Raw genomic sequence first — 20,147 nt, forward strand, 5'->3', positions numbered from 1 at the left:
CAAACAGAAAACCCCGCCGAAGCGGGGCTTTCCGGTATCGCTCTGCGGATCACCGGAGCCTCAGGCTTCCGTCACCACACTCACGGTGCGGCGTTTCTTGGCGCCCTTGACCGAGAACTCGACCTTGCCGTCGACCAGTGCGAACAGCGTGTGGTCGCGACCCAGGCCGACGCCCGGACCCGGATGGAACTGGGTGCCGCGCTGGCGGATGATGATGTTGCCCGCGTCGATCGCCTGGCCACCAAACACCTTGACGCCCAGCATCTTCGGGTTGGAGTCGCGGCCGTTGCGCGATGAGCCTACGCCCTTTTTATGTGCCATGACTGCTTCTCCTTACTTGTTGATGCCGGTGATTTCGATTTCGGTGTAGTGCTGCCGGTGACCCTGGCGCTTCATGTGGTGCTTGCGGCGGCGGAACTTGATGATGCGCACCTTGTCGGCGCGGCCATGGCCGACGACCTTCGCGGTGACGGTGGCGCCCTTCAGGGCGTCGCCCAAGCTGATGGTCTCGCCATCGCCCAGCATCAGGATGTTGTCGAAGGTGAGTTCGTTGCCGGCTTCGGCTTCGAGCTTCTCGACGCGGAGCGTCTCGCCCTTCATCACGCGGTACTGCTTACCGCCTGTGACTACGACTGCGTACATGTGGATTCCTTGGATTCTGTAGTTATTCTGGGTGCCTGCCTGCCATCGAGGGCGGACAGAAGCGGAATTCTAGTGGATTCATGCGGTTAGGGTCAACCACCCCCTCACTTGGACGGCCACGGGCCCCTTGCGGACGGGATCCGCCCTCGGGACCGCCGCACACTGGCCGGCTCGCGCTCAGGCGCCGATTTCCGCCCTTGAAAATCATGCACTTGCCCAAACCTCTGTCCCTGCAGCCGTTTGCCTTAGTCCCCGATTCATCCGCATTACGGCGGTCCGTCGCCGCGTGCGGCACCCGCCCGTTGTCCGCCTGACCCCACCCTGCAGCCGCGTACCCCTGCCCGGATACTGGGGCTATTTGCCCCCATCTGGACGGGCCGCTACGCTTCCTTGTTCGCTTTCCGGATCCCCCACCCGATGGCCATGGACTTCATCCGCATCCGCGGAGCCCGTACCCATAACCTCAAGAACATCGATCTCGACCTGCCGCGCGACAAGCTGATCGTGATCACCGGCCTGTCCGGCTCCGGCAAGTCGTCGCTGGCGTTCGACACCATCTACGCCGAAGGTCAGCGCCGCTACGTGGAGTCGCTGTCGGCCTACGCCCGGCAGTTCCTGTCGGTGATGGAAAAGCCCGACGTGGACCACATCGAGGGCCTGTCGCCGGCGATCTCGATCGAACAGAAGTCGACCAGCCACAACCCGCGCTCGACCGTCGGCACGATCACCGAGATCTACGACTACCTGCGCCTGCTGTACGCCCGCGTCGGCCTGCCCCGCTGTCCGGATCACGGCTACCCGCTGGAGGCGCAGACGGTCAGCCAGATGGTGGACCAGGTGCTGGCGCTCGACGGCGAGCAACGCTACATGCTGCTGGCGCCGGTGATCCGCGAGCGCAAGGGCGAGCACGCCCAGGTGTTCGACCAGCTGCGCGCGCAGGGTTTCGTGCGCGTGCGCGTGGACGGCGAGCTGTACGAGATCGACGCCGTGCCGGCGCTGGCGCTGCGCCAGAAGCACACCATCGAAGCGGTGATCGACCGGTTCCGTCCGCGCGAGGACCTGAAACAACGTCTGGCCGAAAGTTTCGAAACCGCGCTCAAGCTGGGCGACGGCATGGCCCAGGCCATGTCGCTGGACCAGCCCGAATCCGCGCCGCTGCTGTTCTCGTCGAAGTACTCCTGTCCGGTCTGCGACTACTCGCTGCCCGAACTGGAGCCCCGCCTGTTTTCGTTCAACTCGCCGGTCGGCGCCTGCCCGACCTGCGACGGCCTGGGCGTGGCGCAGTTCTTCGACCCGGCGCGCGTCGTCGTGCACCCCGAGCTGTCGCTGGCGGCCGGCGCCGTGCGCGGCTGGGACCGTCGCAATGCCTACTACTTCCAGCTGATCGCCTCGCTGGCCAAGCATTACCAGTTCGACACCGACGCGCCGTGGCAATCTCTGCCGGAGAAGGTGCAGCAGGCGGTGCTGTACGGCAGCGGCGAAGACGTCATCACCTTCACCTACCTCACCGAATCGGGCGGTCGCACGCAGCGCAAGCACCGCTTCGAAGGCATCGTGCCAAACCTGGAGCGTCGCTATCGCGAGACCGAATCGCCCGCGGTGCGCGAGGAGCTGGCGAAGTACATCAGCGACCGGCCCTGTCCCGACTGCGGCGGCGCGCGCCTGAATAAATCCGCGCGGAACGTGTTCGTCGCCGACCGTCCGCTGCCTTCGCTGGTCGTGCTGCCCGTCGACGAAGCATTGGCCTTCTTCCGCGGCCTGGACCTGCCCGGCTGGCGCGGCGAGATCGCCGCGAAGATCGTCAAGGAAATCGCCGAGCGGCTGGGCTTCCTGGTCGACGTGGGCCTGGACTACCTGACCCTGGAGCGCAAGGCCGACACGCTGTCCGGCGGCGAAGCGCAGCGCATCCGCCTGGCCTCGCAGATCGGCGCTGGCCTGGTCGGCGTGATGTACGTACTGGACGAACCCAGTATCGGCCTGCACCAGCGCGACAACGAGCGCCTGCTCGGCACGCTGACCCGTCTGCGCGACCTGGGGAATACGGTGATCGTCGTCGAACACGACGAAGACGCCATCCGCATGGCCGACTACGTGCTCGACATCGGCCCGGGCGCCGGCGTGCATGGCGGCGAGATCGTCGGCCAGGGTACGCTGGACGATCTGCTGAAGGCGCCGCGCTCGCTGACCGGCCAGTACCTCTCCGGCAAACGGCAGATCGAAGTACCGAAGGCGCGTCACAAGGCCAACCCGAAGATGACGCTGCACCTGCGCGGCGCCACCGGCAACAACCTGAAGGACGTCGATCTCGACATCCCGTCGGGCCTGTTCACCTGCATCACCGGCGTGTCCGGCTCGGGCAAGTCGACGCTGATCAACGACACCCTGTACGCGCTGGCCGCCAACGAGATCAATGGCGCCTCGCACAAGCCCGCGCCGTATCGCGAGGTGGAAGGCCTGGACCTGTTCGACAAGGTGGTCGACATCGACCAGTCGCCGATCGGGCGCACGCCGCGCTCGAATCCCGCGACCTACACAGGGCTGTTCACCCCGCTACGCGAACTGTACGCGCAGGTACCGGAAGCGCGCGCGCGCGGCTATTCGCCGGGCCGTTTCAGCTTCAACGTGCGCGGCGGCCGCTGCGAAGCCTGCCAGGGCGACGGCATGATCAAGGTGGAGATGCACTTCCTCCCCGACGTGTACGTGCCCTGCGACGTCTGCCACGGCAAGCGCTACAACCGCGAAACGCTGGAGATCCTCTACAAGGGCTACAATATCAACGACGTGCTGGAAATGACCGTCGAGGATGCGCTGACCCTGTTCGAGCCGGTGCCGTCGATCGCGCGCAAGCTGGAAACGCTGATGGACGTGGGGCTGAGCTACATCAAGCTGGGCCAGAGCGCGACCACGTTGTCGGGCGGCGAAGCGCAGCGCGTGAAGCTGTCCAAGGAACTGTCGCGCCGCGACACCGGCCGCACCCTGTACATCCTGGACGAGCCGACCACGGGCCTGCATTTCCACGACATCGAGCACCTGCTGGCCGTGCTGCACAAGCTGCGCGACGAGGGCAACACCATCGTGGTGATCGAGCACAACCTGGACGTCATCAAGACTGCCGACTGGGTGGTGGACCTGGGACCGGAAGGCGGCCACCGTGGAGGCCGCATCCTGGCCACCGGCACGCCGGAAGAGATCGCGGCGCATCCGGAATCGCATACCGGCCGCTTCCTCGCCAAGCTGCTGCCCGCGGCCAGGGCACCCAAGCCCACGAAACCCGCTGCCGTGGCCAAACCCGACGTCCTGCCGCCGCGCAAGTCGGCCACCAAGAAAACCACCAAGACCACGACGAAGAAGGCCGCACGATGAGTTCGACGCACGACGCCAACGCCGCCGGCCGCAAGCTGCTGGCGAAGATCCCGATCAGCGTACGCTGGCGCGACATGGACAGCATGGGCCACGTGAACAACGCCAAATACATCTCGTACCTGGAGGAAGCGCGCGTGCGCTGGATGCTGACGGTGCCGGATGTGTCCATGACCGACCGCATCGCGCCGGTCGTGGCCGCCAACAACATCAACTACAAGCGACCGCTGACGTGGCCCAACGACGTGGTGGTGGAGCTGTACGTGGATCGCTTGGGCACCAGCAGCGTCACCATCGGCCACCGCATCGTGTCGGCGAAGGACGACAGCGTGCTGTATTCCGACGGCAACGTGGTGGTGGTCTGGATGGACACGCAGACCGGCCATAGCGCACCGCTGCCGGCAGCGATCCGGGCAGTGTCGGAGTCATAGCGCACGCCCGCGCCGGGTAGGAGCGAGCCCACCGGCTCAGGGGGCCGACTTGCGCACCTCGAACTGCACCGGCAGCGCGCGTCCGTCCGCCAGCTTCAGCGTGATCACCGTCTTTTCCCCTGCGGCCAGCGGCTGGTAGGGACCATGAAGCATCAGGTGCAGCCCGCCCGGCTTCAGTTCGACGGCCTTGCCGGGCGCGACAGGCAACCGCTCGACCTCGCGCATCCGACTGATGCCCGCTTCCTGGCGCGTTTCGTGCAGGGACACGTCCGCGAAGGCCAGGCTTTCCGCGCCGACCACGGCCGCGGGCGAAGAGCACGGATTCTCGATCCGGGCGAAGCCGGCCATCATCGGCATCGCCACCGGCGGCATCCGGATCCACGCACCCTCCACCTTCGGCAGGCAATCGCCCGCGACGGCAGGCATCGAGGCAGCGAACAACAGTCCCGGCAGCAGGGTCGTCACGACGGATCGGTTCATGCGCCTATGATAATGGCCTGACCTCAGGGAGATGGTGAATGAGCGCGCTTATCGAAACCGCCGACCATGGCGACATCCGCGAAATCCGCCTGGCGCGCGCGCCCGTCAACGCGCTCGATACGGACCTGTGCCGCGCCCTGATCGAGGCGCTCAACGCAGCGCTCGATCACGGCGTGCGTGGCATCGTGCTGGCCGGCAACCCGAAGATCTTCTCCGCCGGCATGGACGTGCCCTATCTGATGTCGCTGGGCGACGACCGCAAGGCGCTGCTCGATGCCTGGCAGGCCTTTTTCGGTGCGGCGCGCACCCTGGCCGAATCGCGAGTGCCCGTGGTGGCCGCCATCACCGGCCACGCCCCGGCGGGCGGCTGCGTGCTGGCCCTGTGTTGCGACTATCGGGTGATGGCGCGCAGTGCCGATCCAGCGCGGCCTTTCGCATTGGGATTGAACGAAACCCAGGTGGGGCTGGTGGTGCCCGAAGGCATCCAGCGCCTGATGCGACGCGTGGTGGGCACGTATCGCGCCGAACGCCTGCTGGTGGCGGGCGAGATGGTGGCCGCCGAGCGGGCGCTCGAGATCGGCCTGGTGGATGAACTGGCGGACCAGGACAACGTCGTCGCGCGCGCCGTGGTCTGGTTGCAGCACCTGCTGGGCCTGCCGCACCAGCCCATGCTGCAGACGCGCGCGCTGGCCCGCCGCGACCTGGTGGAGGCGCTGGACCCTTCCCTCATCCAGCTCGAACGCTTCGTCGACGCCTGGCATGCGCCGGACACGCAGGCGGCGTTGCGCGCCCTGGTGGACAAGCTGAAGAAGTAGCGCGGCGCCTCAGTCGCCGCGCGCGACCGGTCGCGCAGGATCGCTGATCCAGCCGCTCCACGATCCCGGGTAGATCCGCGCACCGTGCAGGCCGGCATGCTCGAAGGCGAGCAGCAGGTGGCACGCCGTGACGCCGGACCCGCACATCAGCACGCTGTCCGAGGGGTGGCGATCGCCCAGCCTGTCCGACAGCAGCGCATGCAGTTCCACGGCGGGCTTGAAACGGCCATCGCGGAGCGTCTGCACGAATGGCAGGTTGACCGCACCCGGCACATGGCCTGCCACCGGGTCGATGGGGTCCACCTCGCCACGGAAGCGTTCGGCGGCACGCGCATCGAACAGCCAGCCCGTGTCCTCGTCCAGCCGCTCCGCGACCTCATCTGCGCTGACGAAGTGGCGCGCCTCGAACCGCGCCGGGTAGGCCGCCGCCGGCGATGGCACCGAACGCGCACTGGTCTCTTCGCCGCCGATGGCCCGCCAGGCGGCCAGGCCGCCATCGAGCACGGCCACGCGCGCATGGCCGAGCAGCTTCAGCAACCACCAGGCGCGGGCGGCCGCCATGCTGCCGTCACCCTCGTCGTAGACGACCACCTGGTGTGACGGCCCGATGCCCCATTCGCCCAGCCGGCGGGTGAAGGCCTCGCTGTCGGGCAACGGATGCCGCCCTTCGCCGACCTTCGACAGGTCCGACAGGTCTCGATTGAGATCAGCGTACACCGCGCCGGGGATATGGCTTTCGGCGTAGGCCGTGCGGCCGGCGTCTGGGGCCGCGTTGAGCATCACGAACCGCGCATCCACCACCCGCAATGCCGGGTCGCCCAGGGCACGTGCCAGGTCGGCCGCTTCGACGAGGGTGGTCCAGTTCATGCGCTCCGCTCCAGTCGTTCCCGCAGGTTGAACAGGATGGCGGCCGTCGCGCCCCAGATGCGCTGCCCCGGCCAGCCATACTCGAGCACCACCCGACGCCGACCGCGGTAGTCCACTTCCACCCGGCGCAGGCTGTCCGGCGCCAGCAGGTAGTCCAGCGGCACTTCGAACACGTCGGCGACCTCATTCGGCTCGGGCTGCGGCACGAACGACGGATCGATCACCGCCACCACCGGCACCACGCGGAAGCCGCTGATGGTGGTGAAGGGGTCCAGGAATCCCAGCGGCACCGCCTGCGTGGCGGGCAGCGCGATCTCTTCATGGCTCTCGCGCAAGGCGGCAGCCACGACATCCGCGTCGGTGGGCTCGACGCGGCCGCCGGGAAAGCTCACCTGCCCGCCATGATGGCGCAGGCCGTCCGTGCGTCGCGTCAACAGCACCTGGGTCCCCTCCGCGCGCGGCACCAGCCCGGCCAGCACGGCGGCTTCGGCCAGCTGCCCGGGCGGCAACAGGTCGATCAGTTCCTCATGGTTCCAGCCCGGCGCACCAGGCACCGCTCCGAGCGGATGCAGTGCGCGCCGCAACAGCTCGCCTTCGCGCAGCCGGTCGGCCCAGGGCGCGCGCGCGCGTTCCCGACCGGGCAACACGTGTTCCATCAACCGCAGGCGTTCGTCATCGTTCATCTGCGACCAGCGCGCGATCTCCGAGGTGGTGCGGAGGCAACCCTCGCAAAGCCCATCGTCGTCCAGCGTGCACACGCCGATGCAGGGACTCAGCACGGCACGGAAAGCGGTATTCATTCGTCTCACACCTGCGCAGGGTAGCGCGGAACGTTCGCCTGCGCGGAAAGCACTGCGCCGGCACAAGGCCGGCGCAGGGGAAAACCGATCGGGCGGGAATTACTTCGCGCTGACCAGCTTGATTTCGAACACGACCGCCACGTTCGGCGGGAAGCCGGTACGCGGGTCGGCGCCGTAGGCCTTGTCCGGCGGCAGGGCGACTTCCCACTTCGAGCCGACCGGCATCTGCAGCAGCACATCGCGCATGGCCTGCATCTCGATGGCGCTGACCTTCACGTCCTTCATCTGCTGCGGCGGGCGCGCCTCGTTGGGACGCTGGCCGAACGGATAGGCGCCGGCCACCTGCAGCTCGACCGTGCTGGCCTGGGTCGGCTTGGCGCCGGTGCCGTTCTCCAGCACCTTGTAGGCCACGCCACCCGGCAGGGTCTTCACGCCCGGCTGCGCCTTGAAGCTTGCGATGAACTGGTCGCTCTTGGTCTTGTTCTCGGCCGCGACCTTGTCGTACTCGGCCTTGGCCTGCTGCGCGCGGGCCTGCTCGCGCTTCTGGAAGGCTTCCAGTGCGGGCTTCAGCTGCTCGGCGGTCAGCGCCGGCTTCTGCTTGGCGTACGCATCCTGCAGGCCCTTCACCACGGAGTTGATGTCCAGCTGCTCACCGCGTGCGGTCAGCTCGGCCAGGTTGTTGCCATAGTCGTAGCCGAAGTAGTAACTCAACTTGCCCTTCTCGGACGAGACGTCCTGGGCCAGGGCGCTACCAGCCATGGCAAATGCCGCAACAGCGACCACTAACGAACGCAACTTCATCAACACAGTCTCCGGGATAGGGCGGCGGCATACCGCCTGGAATGGACGCGCTAGGATAGCCGCCGGGGCGCTTAACCGCCACTGACGACAAGCGACTCTGACCGGACGTTTCCGGGGGAGTTCCCTCTTTACCCAATTTTTACAAAAAGCCACAGAAAACCCATGTCCGACCCTCTCGTCCTGGTTGCCGATGCCGATGGCATCCGCCGCATCACCGTCAATCGCCCCGACAAGCTCAACGCCCTCAATGCCGCCACGCTGGACGCCCTGCAGGCGGCCTTCGATGCCGCGGCGACGGACGATGCCGTACGCGTCGTGGTCCTGACCGGCGCGGGGCCCAAGGCCTTCGTGGCGGGGGCGGACATCGCCGAGATGGCGGACCTGCGGCCCACGGAGGGGCGGGACTTCTCGCTGCGCGGGCAACGGCTGATGCGCAGCATCGAGACCCTGCCCAAGCCCGTCGTGGCGATGGTGAACGGCTTCGCGCTGGGCGGCGGGCTGGAACTGGCCATGGGTTGCCACCTGCGCATCGCCGCCGATACCGCCAAGGTGGGCCAGCCGGAGATCGGCCTGGGCCTGATCCCCGGCTTCGGCGGCAGCCAGCGCCTGCTGCGCCTGGCCGGCCGCGCCGCCACGCTGGAACTGTGCCTGCTGGGCGCACCGGTGACGGCCGAGCGCGCGCTTCAACTGGGCGTCGTCAACCGCGTGGTGCCGGCCGCCGAGCTGGAGGCCGAAACCCTGAGAGTGGCGACGCAACTCGCCGCGTCCGCTCCGCTGGCCCTGCGTGCCACGCTGGACGTGGTCAACATCGGCGGCGAATGCGGCATCGAGGAAGGCCTGCAGTACGAGACCGCGCAGTTCGGCCTGATGTTCGCCACCGACGACATGCGCGAAGGCACGCGCGCGTTCATGGAACGCCGCAAGCCGACCTTCACCGGTCGCTGAGTCGTGTCCGTGCCCTGCCCCGCTTGCGAAAGGACGCAGCGCCTGGCTTTCCTGCTGGCGAGCGATGAGGTCGATGCGGCGCTGGAGGCGGGCCTCATGGCGTGGGCGCCCTGTCCTGTCGACGGCACCGATCCCGCACGGGCCGAGGCGATCATGCAGGCGCAGACCCGTCTGCGCACGGCGTGGGCGGCACGCGCACGCTATCAGCAGCGTCAGGCGCGACTGGAGCGGCGCGCCGCCGAGCGCGAGGCACGACGCGTCGCGGCCACACCCGCCGACCCCGTAGCCCCGGCCAGGCCAGCCCTGCCGGCCGCGGCAGCGGCCGTCCTGGAGCGCGCGCGCGCCAGGGCCGCGGAGCGATCGAAACCATGACCCCGCCCCGCCGGAGTCCCACCCTGAAGCGCGATGAAGTGGTGGAACTGTTCTCGCGGCTGCGCGAACTCAATCCGCGCCCGACGACGGAACTGGAATACGGCACGCCGTTCGAACTGCTGGTCGCGGTGACGCTGTCCGCGCAGGCCACCGACGTGGGCGTCAACAAGGCCACGCGACGCCTATTCCCGGTGGCCAACACACCGGCGGCGATCCTCGCGCTGGGCGAAGACGGGCTGAAGAACTACATATCGACCATCGGCCTGTTCAACGCCAAGGCGAAGAACGTCATCGCCACCTGCCGGATTCTGCTCGACCGGTACGACGGTGAAGTGCCGCGCTCGCGCGAGGCGTTGGAAAGCCTGCCGGGCGTGGGCCGCAAGACCGCGAACGTCGTGCTCAACACCGCCTTCGGCGAGCCGACCATGGCGGTGGACACGCACATCTTCCGCGTGGCCAACCGCACGGGGCTTGCGCCCGGCAAGGATGTGCGCGCGGTGGAGGACAGGCTGATGAAGGTGGTGCCGGCGGAGTTTATGCAGGATGCGCATCATTGGCTCATCCTGCACGGCCGCTACGTGTGCAAGGCGCGCAAGCCGGACTGCCCGCAGTGCGTGATCCGCGACCTCTGCCGGTTCAAGGACAAGACGCTGCCTGGATGAGCGACGGCAGGTACGTCTGCCGCAGGTCACGAGGCAGCGTTGCGTGGGAGCGACGTGAGTCGCGATCGACTCACCGGTAAAGCCCCATCGCGACTTACGTCGCTCCCACAGTGACCTTTCAGACAAAAAAGCCCCGGGACGTGCCCGGGGCTTTCTCGTTTCCGGTCCTGCGTGAGGCTTACCAGTTGAACTGCGTGCGCAGCGCGTACTGGGCGGTCTCGTCGCCGGTGACCTCGTTGTCGCCCTGCGTGTAGTTCAGCATGAAGCGCAGGTTGGGGTTGACGTAGTAGTTGACGCCGAAGATCCAGCTGGTGACTTCGCGATTCAGCGTCTCGTTCTCGGCGTAGTCGTAGCGGCCGGTCAGTTCCCATAGCCCCTTGTCGGCGACCTTGGGCGAGCCGAACACGCCGGTGGCGCCCTTGTACGGCTTGTGGCCACCGTTGAGCATGAAGCTGCCCTGCACGTAATAGCTGGTCACGTCCTGGTCGCGGCCCAGCGGCTGGCCGAAGGAGGCGTCGGCGTACTCGGCCTGGAAGAAGGCCGGGCCGAAGGAGCCCGCGGCTTCGACGGCGTACACGGTGACTTCGTTGCGGCTGGCGCCCGTGGTGGTGGCAATGTTCTGCGACGGGCCACGGCGACCGGCGTAGTTGAAGGAGGCCGACAGGTTGTCCGAACCCTGGTTCGCGTTCTCGTAGCTGTACCACGCGCCCAGGTGCAGGGTGTTGTTGTCGTTATTGATCGGCGCGAAGGTCACACGACCGGAGGCGCCCATGCCCTCATTGCGCGAGCTGGCAGCGCCACGCAGGTTGAACACGGCGGCGCCCGCGGTGTAGTTCTCGCCCGCACGCAGATAGCCCACGCCCTGTTGGAACTGGCGGCCACTGAACAGGCCGGTGGCGGAGGCGAACGGGCGCTCCATCATCAACAGTTCGTTGGAGCTGGTCAGCTCTTCCATCGCACGGTAGGGCTTGAAGTGACCGATGGTGAACTTGCCGCCCAGCGCGCTCTTGGCGATGTAGGCGTCGCGCAGACCGTCCAGGTTGGTACCCGCGCCGAAGTCCTGCTCCAGCTTGTACTCCCAGCCGTAGGCCTTGCCGCCCAGGGTCAGGCGCGCGCGGCGGAATTCGGTGGTGCCGGTGGTGCTGGCGATGTCACGATCGAAGGCGTAGGTATCGAAGTGGATGCGACCGCCGATGCTGGCTTCGAACTTGCCGTCGGCCGAGGTGACCTTGACGCCGCCCTTGGTGTCGATCTTCGGCGAGCCGGTAGTGATCTTGTCCAGCTGCGCGGCGGTGTCGATGTTGACGTCGGACTGCGCATCGCTGCGCTCTTCCAGCTCGGCCACCTTGGCCGTCAGTGCCTCCAGCTGCGCCTTCAGTTCGGCGATGGTCTGGTCGCGGTTGTCGGCGGCGGATGCCGAGAAACTGGTGCTGCCCATGGCAACGGCAAGTGCGGCAGCCAGAAGGGAATAACGCATGGTGACTCTCCGGAGGGAAGGTGGAGTAAGAGCGCGGGCTTCGCGGAGGCTTCGTTTCCCTTCGGAAATCATTAAGCGCCCGTCAAAGATGCGCTAAAGCATGGGAGTGAAATCTTGCAGTCACATGTGAGTTTCGTGACCGCAATGTGACAGCCGGTCGCCCGTCCGACGGTGCCGGCCGCTCCGCGTGCCGCACACCTATATAGGCGTGACCGCGTGGCCGGAGCGTGCGCGACGGCCATCGCCCACCCTGCCCGTCCTTCCGCATGCATGCGCCATGGCCCCTCGCCGGGCGGACCACCCGTCGTCACGGGACTGTCTTGATTGCGACACCGGGCTGTCACACAAACGTCGTGGAATGGCCACCCAACGGGCACGCCCCGTCCTTCCACCCTGCCTTCTCCCAGGAGATTTCCGTGCTCAACTCGATCAAATCCCGCGTCGCGCTGCTCGCGCTCGCCTCGGCCTTCTCGGCGCAGGCGTTCGCCGCCGACGTGACCGGCGCTGGCGCGTCGTTCGTGTATCCGGTGATGACCAAGTGGTCCGCCGACTATGCCAAGGCCACCAACAACCGCGTGAACTACCAGTCGATCGGTTCGGGCGGCGGCATCGCGCAGATCAAGGCCGGCACGGTGGATTTCGGTTCGTCCGATGCCCCGCTGAAGCCGGAAGAACTGGCCAAGTACGGCCTGGCCCAGTTCCCGTCGGTGATCGGCGGCGTGGTGCCGGTGCTGAACGTCGCCGGCCTGAAGCCGGGCCAGCTGAAGCTGGACGGCCCGACCCTGGCCAACATCTTCCTGGGCACCATCAAGACCTGGAACGACCCGGCCATCGCCGCCCTGAACCCGGGCCTGACCCTGCCGGCGCAGCGCATCACCGTCGTCCGTCGTTCGGATGGCTCGGGCACCACCTTCAACTTCGTCAACTACCTGTCCAAGGTCAGCCCGGAGTGGAAGACCAAGGTGGGCGAAGGCACCAGCGTGCAGTGGCCGACCGGCGTGGGCGGCAAGGGCAACGAAGGCGTGGCCGCGTACGTGAAGCAGATCAAGGGCGGCATCGGCTATGTCGAACTGTCGTACGCGCTGCAGAACAAGATGGCCTACGCCAGCCTGAAGAACGCTTCCGGCAACTTCGTGCAGCCCAGCGACGAGACCTTCGCCGCCGCGGCCGCCAGCGCCGAGTGGGGCAAGTCCAAGGACTTCTACCTGGTGATGACCAACGCCCCCGGTGCGAACTCCTGGCCGATCACCGCCACCAACTTCATCCTGATGTACAAGGCGCCGAAGAAGGGCAACAAGGACGCGCGCGACTTCTTCCGCTGGGTCTACGCCAATGGCGATGCCCAGGCCAAGTCGCTGGACTACGTGCCGCTGCCGCCGGCACTGGTGCAGCAGATCGAGACGTACTGGAGGGCCAACCTGAAGTACTGATCGCAGAACCGCCGGCACGGTCTCTCCCCCGTGCCGGCCAAGGGCCGGCGCCCCCTCCTCGCCGCTCCCCAGGCGGGCCTTATGGCCCGCCTTTTTTTGTCGCCACATCCGGCGAGCAGGTCGCGTTACAGCCTGAGACGCGCATGTCATCACGCTGTAACAAAAACATCATTTCATAGCTTGGATCACAAACGACCCCGTCTGGAGAGTCCATGCACGTCCGCAACGCACGACTGGCCACCCTCGCCCTGGCCACCGCCTTCTTCGCCGCTGCCTGCGGCGGCAAGACCGACGCCCCGGCCGCGACCGCGGGTACCGAAGGCGCCGCCGCGACCGCCGAGGGCGCGCAGAAGATCTCGGCCGAGATCACCGGTGCCGGCGCCTCTTTCATCTATCCGCTGATGGCGCGCTGGTCCACGGACTACAACAAGGCCACCGGCGCCAAGATCAACTACCAGTCGATCGGTTCGGGCGGCGGCATCGCGCAGATCAAGGCCGCGACCGTCGACTTCGGCTCGTCCGACAAGCCGCTGTCGCCGGAAGAGCTGGCGCAGGCCGGCCTGGGCCAGTTCCCGTCGGTCATCGGCGGCGTGGTGCCGGTCATCAACGTGGAAGGCCTGCAGCCGGGCCAGCTGAAGCTCAACGGCACCGTGCTGGCCGACATCTTCCTGCACAAGATCACCACCTGGAACGACCCGGCCATCGCCGCGCTGAACCCGGGCATCGCCCTGCCGGCCGGCAAGATCAACACCGTGCACCGCTCCGACGGCTCGGGCACCACCTTCAACTTCGTCAACTACCTGTCCAAGGTCAGCCCGGAGTGGAAGGACAAGGTGGGCGAAGGCACCAGCGTCAACTGGCCCGGCGGCGTGGGCGGCAAGGGCAACGAAGGCGTGGCCGCCTACGTGCGCCAGCTGAAGGGTTCGATCGGCTACGTCGAGCTGGCCTACGCCGAGCAGAACAAGATGGCGTACGCCTCGCTGCAGAACGCGGCCGGCAACTTCGTGCAGCCCACCGCGGAAAGCTTCGCCGCCGCCGCGGCCAGCGCCGACTGGGCCAACGCCAAGGACTTCAACCTGGTCATCACCAATGCACCCGGCGCGCAGGCCTGGCCGATCACCGCGACCAACTTCATCCTGGTCTACAAGCAGCCCAAGGACGCGGCGAAGGCCAAGCACACGCTCGACTTCTTCAAGTGGGCCTACGAACAGGGCCAGGCGCAGGCCAACGAACTGGACTACGTGCCGCTGCCCCCGGAACTGGTGGGCCAGATCGAGCAGTACTGGCAGACCGAAATCAAGCTCTGAGCCACCGCACCGGGCCACCTGCAGGGGTGGCCCGGTGTCATCACGCGGTAACCACCCGCCCGTGCACTAGTCGCCTCCGCTCCCTCCGCCCTTCCCCCACCCCCCGGGTTGCATGAACGCCACCGCCCTCCCCGCTTCCCTGACGGACGTGCGCACTGCAAAAGACGCACGCGCCGACACGATGTTCCGGTTGACGCTCACCGGCGCCGGCCTGTTCGTCCTGATCTCGCTGATCGCCGCGGCGCTCTCCATGTTGTGGGGCGGCCGCGAAGCCCTGCAGACCTTCGGCCTGGGCTTCTTCACCAGCACCGAATGGAATGTCGGCACGCGCGAATTCGGCGCACTGGTGCCGATCTTCGGCACCCTGGTCAGCGCCGGCCTCGCCATGCTGATCGCCGTGCCGGTGAGTTTCGGCATCGCCGTGTTCCTGACCGAAGTCGCCCCCGCCTGGATGCGCGGCCCCGTCGGCATGGCCATCGAACTGCTGGCCGGCATCCCCTCGATCATCTACGGCATGTGGGGCCTGTTCGTGCTGGCGCCGCAGCTGAGCGAACACGTCTACCCGTGGATCAACGACAACCTCGGCCAGCTGCCACTGATCGGCACCGTGCTGTCCGGTCCGCCGCTCGGCATCGGCATGCTGACCGCCGGCCTGGTGCTGGCGATCATGGTGATCCCCTTCATCTCCTCGGTGATGCGCGAGGTGTTCCTGACCGTGCCGGGGCGCTTGAAGGAATCGGCCTACGCGCTGGGCTCCACGCGCTGGGAAGTGGTGTGGGACGTGGTGCTGCCGTACACGCGCTCGGCCGTGATCGGCGGCGTGTTCCTCGGCCTGGGCCGTGCGCTGGGCGAGACGATGGCGGTGACCTTCGTCATCGGCAACGCGTACACGATCAGCGCAGCGCTGCTGGAACCGGGCACGTCCATCGCGTCCACCATCGCCAATGAATTCGCCGAAGCCACCGATCCGCTGCACAAGGGCTCGCTGCTGCTGCTCGGCTTCACCCTGTTCGTGCTGACCTTCATCGTGCTGGCGATCGCCCGCCTGATGCTGCGCCAGCTGGCCAAGCGGGAGGGCAACTGATGTCCGCTTCGCTCTACACCTGGCGCAAGGTCAAGAACGGCGTCGCCCTGTCGCTGTCCATCGTCGCCGCCCTGTTCGGCCTGATGTGGCTGGTCTGGATCCTGTGGACCACGATCACCAAGGGCATGGGCAGCCTCAACCTGGACCTGTTCACCCAGATGACGCCGCCGCCCAACGAACCGGGCGGCCTGGCCAACGCCCTGTTCGGCAGCGTGGTGATGAGCCTGCTCGCCATCCTGCTGGGCACGCCCATCGGCGTGGCCGCCGGCACGTACCTGGCCGAATACGCCAACAAGCACTGGCTGGGCGAAACGGTCCGCTTCGTCAACGACATCCTGCTGTCAGCGCCGTCCATCGTGCTGGGCCTGTTCATCTACACCGTGATGGTCGCGCAGATGGGCCACTACTCGGCCTGGGCCGGCGCAGTGGCCCTGGCATTCATCGCGCTGCCCGTCATCGTGCGCACGACCGACGAGATGCTCCGCCTGGTGCCGCAGCAGATGCGCGAGGCCGCGCTGTCGCTGGGCGTGCCGCAATGGAAGGTGACCACCCAGGTGCTGATGCGTTCGGCGTTGCCCGGCATCGTCACCGGCGTGCTGCTGGCCCTGGCGCGCATCAGCGGCGAAACCGCGCCGCTGCTGTTCACCGCCTTCAATAACCAGTTCTGGAGCACCGACCTCAACCAGTCGATGGCCAACCTGCCCATGGTGATCTTCCAGTACGCCATGAGCCCCTACGACTCGTGGAATTCGCTGGCGTGGGCCGGCGCGTTCCTCGTCACCGGCATGGTGCTGGTGCTCAGCCTGATCGCCCGAACCATCCTTCTTCGAAACAAGGTGACCCATGAATGACGCCGCCCGCATCGCCGTGGTGACGCCGCAGCGCCACGACGACCTCACCGCCGCGAACGCCAGCGTGAAGCTGGCCGCCAAGGGCCTGGACTTCTACTACGGCGACTTCCATGCGCTGAAGAGCATCAACTTGGAAATCCCGGAAAAGCGGGTCACCGCGCTGATCGGCCCATCGGGCTGCGGCAAGTCCACGCTGCTGCGCGTCTTCAACCGCATCTACTCGCTATATCCGAAGCTCCGCGCCACCGGCGAGGTGCTGCTGGACGGCGACAACATCCTCGACGCCAAGTACCCGATGAACCGCCTGCGCAGCAAGGTGGGCATGGTGTTCCAGAAGCCGGTGCCGTTCCCGATGACGATCTACGAGAACGTCGCCTACGGCATCCGCCACCACGAACGCCTGGGCAAGGCCGACATGGACGTGCGCGTCGAACAGGCGCTGCGCCAGGCGGCCCTGTGGGACGAGGCCAAGGACAAGCTGAAGCAGAGTGCGCTGGGCCTGTCCGGCGGCCAGCAGCAGCGCCTGTGCATCGCGCGCGCCGTCGCGCTGCGTCCGGACGTGATCCTGCTGGACGAACCGACCTCGGCGCTGGACCCCATCTCGACCAGCAAGATCGAACAGCTGATCGAGGAACTGAAGCACCAGTACACCATCGCCATCGTCACCCACAACATGCAGCAGGCCGCGCGCGTCTCGGACTACACCGCCTTCATGTACCTGGGCGAGCTGGTGGAGCACGACGTCACCTCGACCATCTTCTCCAACCCCGGCAAGCAGCAGACGGAAGACTACATCACCGGCCGTTTCGGCTGAGGACGCCCATGAACACCCAACCGAACGACCATATCGTGAAGAGTTACGACGAAGAACAACGCCGAATCGTGGCCGAGATCGTGCGCATGGGCGAAACCGCCGTGGCCCAGCTGGAAGCCGCGCTGGACGTGGTCGAACGCCGCGACGACAAGGCCGCCCAGCGCATCATCGCCAACGACGAGGCCATCGACGCCATCGAGCACCAGGTCAGCCACGACGTGATGCACCTGGCCCTGCGTGGCCCGATGGCGCGCGACCTGCGCGAGATCCTCGCCGGCCTGCGCATCCCGGCCGACATCGAACGCATCGGCGACTACGCCGCCAATGTGGCCAAGCGCTCCATCGCGCTGAACGTGTCGCCGCCGATGCCGCAGATCACCGGCCTGCGCGCGCTCGGCAAGCTGGCGGCCCGGCAGGTCCGCGACGTGCTGGTGGCCTACCAGAACAGCGATGCCGAGCAGGCCGTGCAGGTGCGCGCGCGCGACGCCGAACTGGATGCGCACTACACCGCGCTGTTCCGCGAACTGCTGACCTACATGATGGAAGACCCGCGCAACATCACGCCGTGCACCCACCTGCTGTTCATGGCCAAGAACCTGGAACGCATCGGCGACCACGCCACCAACATCGCCGAGAACGTGTGGTTCCTGGTGCATGGCGACCAGCCGCTGCCGCCGCGCGACAAGCGCGACGAGACCAGCACCACCGGCGCGGTCTGACCCGTACCGCAACGCAGCACCCGGAACGCCCCGCCCTGCGGGGCGTTTCCGTTTCCACCCGGCGCGCATACGAACCGCTAACAAGGCGCGGCTACAATCCCGGCACGCCGGTGCGGATCCCCCGCACCTTCCCGGGAGAGAGACCAGATGTCCAAGACCACCACCAAACCCGCCGCCGTGGCCGTCGCGCTGGCCGGCGGCATCCTGCTGGCCGGCTCGACGTTCGCGATGGAACCCCTGGCGCAGGGTTACCTGCTGGCCGCACCCGAGGCCGCGAAGGCGGGCGAAGGCAAATGTGGCGAAGGCAAGTGCGGCGAGGGCAAATGCGGCATGGCCAAGGCCGACACCGACAAGGACGGCAAGGTCTCGCAGGCCGAATTCGACGCCATGCACCCTGGCCAGGCGGCGATGTTCGCCGGGATGGACACCAACAAGGACGGGTTCATCGACGCTGCCGAGCACAAGGCCAGCACCGGCGCCAAGGGTGCCGAGGGCAAATGCGGTGAAGGCAAGTGCGGCGAGGGCAAGTGCGGCGGCGACAAGAAGACCGGCGACAAGTGAGTCCATGAGCGCGGATCCCGGCATCGTGGCCGGGATCCGGCTCCGCGCCGCATGACGACACGCCTTCCGTCCGCGTCCGCAGGCCTGGGCCTGCGACGCGCCCTGCTCGACGACCTGCGGGGAGCACCCGCGGGCACGTTCGACTTCCTCGAATGTGCCCCGGACAACTGGATCGGGGTCGGTGGTCGTCTTGGGGACGCCCTGCACGACCTTTCATCGCAATACCCGCTGACCTGCCACGGGCTGTCGCTGTCGCTCGGCGGCATGGCCCCGCTGGACGACACCTTCCTCGCCCGCACGCGCCGCTTTCTGGACCAGCACGACGTCGTCCTGTACAGCGAGCACCTGAGCTACTGCGCGGACGACGGACATCTGTACGACCTGATGCCGATCCCTTTCACCGAGGAAGCCGTGCACCATGTCGCCGCGCGCATCCGCCAGGCGCAGGATGCGCTGGGCCGGCGCATCGCGGTGGAGAACGTCTCCTACTACGCGGCCCCCTACCGCGCGATGGCGGAAGCCGACTTCATCGATGCGGTGCTGGAGGAGGCCGATTGCGACCTGCTGCTGGACGTCAACAATCTCTTCGTCAATGCCATCAACCATGGCTACGACGCGCGGGACCTCCTCGCCCGCATGCCGTCCGCGCGGATCGTCTCGTATCACGTCGCCGGCCATTACGACGAAGCCGACGACCTGAAAGTGGACACGCACGGTGCGCCGGTGAAGGACGACGTGTGGACGCTGCTGGCGCTGGCGTACGAACGGCACGGCGTGCATCCCACCCTGCTGGAGCGGGATTTCAACTTCCCGCCGCTGGCCGAACTCGCCGCGGAAGTGCAGCGGATCCGCGACCTGCAATCCGCACACGCCGGCACGGCGGCGCGCATGGCCCATGGCTGACACCCTGCAAGACCAGCAGTTCGCGCTCTCCCGCCACCTGCGCGATCCCTCTCATCCGCCGCCGCCCGGCATCGAGGAACGTCGGCTCGCGATCTATCGCGACCTGTTCTTCAACAATATCGAGGGCCTGCTGGCGGGCAATTTCCCGGTGATCCGGCAAACGCTGGGAGACGACGCCTGGCGCCGCCTCGTGCGCGGCTTCTACGCCCTGCATCGCAGCCAGACCCCGTTGTTTCCCGAGATCGCGCGCGAGTTCATCCGCTTCCTGGAAACCCGCACCGGCGACAGCGACCCGCCGTGGCTGCGCGAACTGGCGCATTACGAATGGGTGGAACTGGCGCTGCAGATCGCCGACGACGCCACGCCGTCGCACGATCCCCGCGGCGACCTGCTCGCGGACGTGCCCGTCGTGTCGCCCTTTGCCTGGGCACTGGCCTACCAGTGGCCCGTGCACCGCATCGGTCCGGACTTCCAGCCCGACCTGCCGCCGCCGGAGCCGACCCTGCTGCTGGTACGCCGCGACGCCAGCCACCAGGTGCGCTTCGCCGCGATCTCGCCGCTGGTCTATCGCCTGATCGAATTGCTCGGCGAAGGCCGCCGCAGCGGGAGCGACGTACTGCGGCACCTGGCGACGGAGGCGGGCGTGGATGACGTGCCGGCCTTCGTCGACCAGGGAGCCGCGATGCTAGTGCGCATGCGCGATGAAGGCACCCTGCTGGGTACCGCCGGAGCCCCGTTTCCCAGCGTGGGAGCGACGTAAGTCGCGATCGCTTTACCCGGTCCGTGCATCGCGACTCACGTCGCTCCCACGCTTGCGATTCCACCT

The 20,147-nt window shown here is 67.2% G+C and carries 22 protein-coding genes; 15 read left to right on the top strand and 7 right to left on the bottom strand.

The features are described 5' to 3' along the window. Positions 1 to 60: 60 nt before the first annotated feature. Together rpmA and rplU are read right to left on the bottom strand one after the other, a co-directional pair. On the bottom strand, positions 61 to 321 hold the full coding sequence (rpmA, locus tag IAE60_RS16580) for a 50S ribosomal protein L27 (RefSeq protein ID WP_055935654.1): 261 nt from the start codon (positions 319 to 321) through the stop codon (positions 61 to 63). A 12-nt stretch (positions 322 to 333) separates the two neighbouring features. Continuing rightward, complete coding sequence (gene rplU, locus IAE60_RS16585) at positions 334 to 642, bottom strand: 50S ribosomal protein L21 (RefSeq protein ID WP_055935657.1); 309 nt, start codon at positions 640 to 642, stop codon at positions 334 to 336. Between the two features lie 417 nt (positions 643 to 1,059). Here rplU and uvrA point away from each other — a divergent pair, with 417 nt between their 5' ends. After that, positions 1,060 to 4,005: an excinuclease ABC subunit UvrA gene (gene uvrA, locus IAE60_RS16590; protein WP_187573081.1), complete on the top strand. Its 2,946-nt coding sequence runs from the start codon at positions 1,060 to 1,062 to the stop codon at positions 4,003 to 4,005. Continuing rightward, the gene (locus IAE60_RS16595) at positions 4,002 to 4,433 is read left to right on the top strand and encodes an acyl-CoA thioesterase (protein ID WP_162111290.1); all 432 of its coding nucleotides are present in this window, start codon (positions 4,002 to 4,004) and stop codon (positions 4,431 to 4,433) included. The genes uvrA and IAE60_RS16595 overlap by 4 nt, the downstream gene beginning before the upstream one ends. 36 nt (positions 4,434 to 4,469) lie before the next feature. Here IAE60_RS16595 and IAE60_RS16600 read toward each other — a convergent pair whose 3' ends face one another. Beyond that, positions 4,470 to 4,913 (bottom strand): copper chaperone PCu(A)C, encoded by a 444-nt coding sequence (locus IAE60_RS16600; protein ID WP_187573082.1) that lies wholly within the window; start codon positions 4,911 to 4,913, stop codon positions 4,470 to 4,472. 38 nt (positions 4,914 to 4,951) lie between these two features. On the opposite strand from IAE60_RS16600, the gene IAE60_RS16605 reads away from it, so the two are divergent. Beyond that, complete coding sequence (locus tag IAE60_RS16605) at positions 4,952 to 5,728, top strand: enoyl-CoA hydratase/isomerase family protein (protein ID WP_187573083.1); 777 nt, start codon at positions 4,952 to 4,954, stop codon at positions 5,726 to 5,728. Between the two features lie 9 nt (positions 5,729 to 5,737). Here IAE60_RS16605 and IAE60_RS16610 read toward each other — a convergent pair whose 3' ends face one another. The 3 genes from IAE60_RS16610 to IAE60_RS16620 all read right to left on the bottom strand — a co-directional run bounded on the left by IAE60_RS16610 (position 5,738) and on the right by IAE60_RS16620 (position 8,196). Next, positions 5,738 to 6,595 (bottom strand): sulfurtransferase, encoded by an 858-nt coding sequence (locus tag IAE60_RS16610; RefSeq protein ID WP_187573084.1) that lies wholly within the window; start codon positions 6,593 to 6,595, stop codon positions 5,738 to 5,740. Further along, on the bottom strand, positions 6,592 to 7,395 hold the full coding sequence (locus IAE60_RS16615) for a CoA pyrophosphatase (protein WP_185896659.1): 804 nt from the start codon (positions 7,393 to 7,395) through the stop codon (positions 6,592 to 6,594). The genes IAE60_RS16610 and IAE60_RS16615 overlap by 4 nt, the downstream gene beginning before the upstream one ends. Before the next feature lie 99 nt (positions 7,396 to 7,494). Beyond that, the gene (locus tag IAE60_RS16620; protein ID WP_187573085.1) at positions 7,495 to 8,196 is read right to left on the bottom strand and encodes an FKBP-type peptidyl-prolyl cis-trans isomerase N-terminal domain-containing protein; all 702 of its coding nucleotides are present in this window, start codon (positions 8,194 to 8,196) and stop codon (positions 7,495 to 7,497) included. A gap of 162 nt (positions 8,197 to 8,358) precedes the next feature. Between IAE60_RS16620 and IAE60_RS16625 the strand changes: the two genes are divergently transcribed. The 3 genes from IAE60_RS16625 to nth are packed head-to-tail and all read left to right on the top strand — an operon-like array spanning position 8,359 to position 10,175. Continuing rightward, a complete protein-coding gene (locus IAE60_RS16625) occupies positions 8,359 to 9,141 on the top strand; it encodes an enoyl-CoA hydratase/isomerase family protein (protein WP_187573086.1) in 783 nt (260 codons plus the stop codon). 9 nt (positions 9,142 to 9,150) lie between these two features. Beyond that, the gene (locus IAE60_RS16630; protein ID WP_244966600.1) at positions 9,151 to 9,513 is read left to right on the top strand and encodes a hypothetical protein; all 363 of its coding nucleotides are present in this window, start codon (positions 9,151 to 9,153) and stop codon (positions 9,511 to 9,513) included. Further along, entirely contained in the window at positions 9,510 to 10,175 is a 666-nt protein-coding gene (gene nth, locus IAE60_RS16635) for an endonuclease III (RefSeq protein WP_187573088.1), read from the top strand. The genes IAE60_RS16630 and nth overlap by 4 nt, the downstream gene beginning before the upstream one ends. 178 nt (positions 10,176 to 10,353) lie before the next feature. Here nth and IAE60_RS16640 read toward each other — a convergent pair whose 3' ends face one another. Next, on the bottom strand, positions 10,354 to 11,652 hold the full coding sequence (locus IAE60_RS16640; protein WP_187573089.1) for an OprO/OprP family phosphate-selective porin: 1,299 nt from the start codon (positions 11,650 to 11,652) through the stop codon (positions 10,354 to 10,356). 428 nt (positions 11,653 to 12,080) lie between these two features. On the opposite strand from IAE60_RS16640, the gene pstS (IAE60_RS16645) reads away from it, so the two are divergent. The 9 genes from pstS (IAE60_RS16645) to IAE60_RS16685 all read left to right on the top strand — a co-directional run bounded on the left by pstS (IAE60_RS16645) (position 12,081) and on the right by IAE60_RS16685 (position 20,081). Continuing rightward, positions 12,081 to 13,082: a phosphate ABC transporter substrate-binding protein PstS gene (pstS, locus tag IAE60_RS16645; RefSeq protein WP_425504477.1), complete on the top strand. Its 1,002-nt coding sequence runs from the start codon at positions 12,081 to 12,083 to the stop codon at positions 13,080 to 13,082. Between the two features lie 212 nt (positions 13,083 to 13,294). Further along, positions 13,295 to 14,389: a phosphate ABC transporter substrate-binding protein PstS gene (pstS, locus tag IAE60_RS16650; protein WP_187573091.1), complete on the top strand. Its 1,095-nt coding sequence runs from the start codon at positions 13,295 to 13,297 to the stop codon at positions 14,387 to 14,389. A gap of 112 nt (positions 14,390 to 14,501) precedes the next feature. Next, positions 14,502 to 15,473 (top strand): phosphate ABC transporter permease subunit PstC, encoded by a 972-nt coding sequence (gene pstC / locus IAE60_RS16655; RefSeq protein WP_185896667.1) that lies wholly within the window; start codon positions 14,502 to 14,504, stop codon positions 15,471 to 15,473. Then, on the top strand, positions 15,473 to 16,324 hold the full coding sequence (gene pstA, locus IAE60_RS16660; RefSeq protein ID WP_185896668.1) for a phosphate ABC transporter permease PstA: 852 nt from the start codon (positions 15,473 to 15,475) through the stop codon (positions 16,322 to 16,324). The genes pstC and pstA overlap by 1 nt, the downstream gene beginning before the upstream one ends. Next, positions 16,317 to 17,138: a phosphate ABC transporter ATP-binding protein PstB gene (gene pstB / locus IAE60_RS16665; RefSeq protein ID WP_187573092.1), complete on the top strand. Its 822-nt coding sequence runs from the start codon at positions 16,317 to 16,319 to the stop codon at positions 17,136 to 17,138. The genes pstA and pstB overlap by 8 nt, the downstream gene beginning before the upstream one ends. 8 nt (positions 17,139 to 17,146) lie before the next feature. Beyond that, positions 17,147 to 17,857: a phosphate signaling complex protein PhoU gene (gene phoU / locus IAE60_RS16670; RefSeq protein WP_162109912.1), complete on the top strand. Its 711-nt coding sequence runs from the start codon at positions 17,147 to 17,149 to the stop codon at positions 17,855 to 17,857. 147 nt (positions 17,858 to 18,004) lie between these two features. Next, positions 18,005 to 18,418 (top strand): HvfA family oxazolone/thioamide-modified RiPP metallophore, encoded by a 414-nt coding sequence (locus IAE60_RS16675; RefSeq protein ID WP_162109913.1) that lies wholly within the window; start codon positions 18,005 to 18,007, stop codon positions 18,416 to 18,418. A 51-nt stretch (positions 18,419 to 18,469) separates the two neighbouring features. Continuing rightward, on the top strand, positions 18,470 to 19,321 hold the full coding sequence (locus IAE60_RS16680) for an HvfB family MNIO-type RiPP peptide maturase (protein WP_187573093.1): 852 nt from the start codon (positions 18,470 to 18,472) through the stop codon (positions 19,319 to 19,321). Continuing rightward, positions 19,314 to 20,081: an HvfC family RiPP maturation protein gene (locus tag IAE60_RS16685; protein WP_187573094.1), complete on the top strand. Its 768-nt coding sequence runs from the start codon at positions 19,314 to 19,316 to the stop codon at positions 20,079 to 20,081. The genes IAE60_RS16680 and IAE60_RS16685 overlap by 8 nt, the downstream gene beginning before the upstream one ends. The last annotated feature ends 66 nt before the right edge of the window (positions 20,082 to 20,147 follow it).

The sequence above is a fragment of the Pseudoxanthomonas mexicana genome, assembly GCF_014397415.1.
Classification (GTDB): domain Bacteria; phylum Pseudomonadota; class Gammaproteobacteria; order Xanthomonadales; family Xanthomonadaceae; genus Pseudoxanthomonas_A; species Pseudoxanthomonas_A mexicana.

Coding starts and splice junctions, on each gene's coding strand:
- IAE60_RS16675 (WP_162109913.1), top strand. CDS start 18,005: ATGTCCAAGACCACCACCAAACCCGCCGCCGTGGCCGTCGCGCTGGCC.
- nth (WP_187573088.1), top strand. CDS start 9,510: ATGACCCCGCCCCGCCGGAGTCCCACCCTGAAGCGCGATGAAGTGGTG.
- IAE60_RS16620 (WP_187573085.1), bottom strand. CDS start 8,196: ATGAAGTTGCGTTCGTTAGTGGTCGCTGTTGCGGCATTTGCCATGGCT.
- IAE60_RS16615 (WP_185896659.1), bottom strand. CDS start 7,395: ATGAATACCGCTTTCCGTGCCGTGCTGAGTCCCTGCATCGGCGTGTGC.
- IAE60_RS16625 (WP_187573086.1), top strand. CDS start 8,359: ATGTCCGACCCTCTCGTCCTGGTTGCCGATGCCGATGGCATCCGCCGC.
- IAE60_RS16595 (WP_162111290.1), top strand. CDS start 4,002: ATGAGTTCGACGCACGACGCCAACGCCGCCGGCCGCAAGCTGCTGGCG.
- IAE60_RS16605 (WP_187573083.1), top strand. CDS start 4,952: ATGAGCGCGCTTATCGAAACCGCCGACCATGGCGACATCCGCGAAATC.
- pstA (WP_185896668.1), top strand. CDS start 15,473: ATGTCCGCTTCGCTCTACACCTGGCGCAAGGTCAAGAACGGCGTCGCC.
- IAE60_RS16685 (WP_187573094.1), top strand. CDS start 19,314: ATGGCTGACACCCTGCAAGACCAGCAGTTCGCGCTCTCCCGCCACCTG.
- uvrA (WP_187573081.1), top strand. CDS start 1,060: ATGGCCATGGACTTCATCCGCATCCGCGGAGCCCGTACCCATAACCTC.
- pstC (WP_185896667.1), top strand. CDS start 14,502: ATGAACGCCACCGCCCTCCCCGCTTCCCTGACGGACGTGCGCACTGCA.
- rplU (WP_055935657.1), bottom strand. CDS start 642: ATGTACGCAGTCGTAGTCACAGGCGGTAAGCAGTACCGCGTGATGAAG.
- pstS (WP_187573091.1), top strand. CDS start 13,295: ATGCACGTCCGCAACGCACGACTGGCCACCCTCGCCCTGGCCACCGCC.
- IAE60_RS16610 (WP_187573084.1), bottom strand. CDS start 6,595: ATGAACTGGACCACCCTCGTCGAAGCGGCCGACCTGGCACGTGCCCTG.
- rpmA (WP_055935654.1), bottom strand. CDS start 321: ATGGCACATAAAAAGGGCGTAGGCTCATCGCGCAACGGCCGCGACTCC.
- pstB (WP_187573092.1), top strand. CDS start 16,317: ATGAATGACGCCGCCCGCATCGCCGTGGTGACGCCGCAGCGCCACGAC.
- IAE60_RS16680 (WP_187573093.1), top strand. CDS start 18,470: ATGACGACACGCCTTCCGTCCGCGTCCGCAGGCCTGGGCCTGCGACGC.
- phoU (WP_162109912.1), top strand. CDS start 17,147: ATGAACACCCAACCGAACGACCATATCGTGAAGAGTTACGACGAAGAA.
- IAE60_RS16640 (WP_187573089.1), bottom strand. CDS start 11,652: ATGCGTTATTCCCTTCTGGCTGCCGCACTTGCCGTTGCCATGGGCAGC.
- IAE60_RS16600 (WP_187573082.1), bottom strand. CDS start 4,913: ATGAACCGATCCGTCGTGACGACCCTGCTGCCGGGACTGTTGTTCGCT.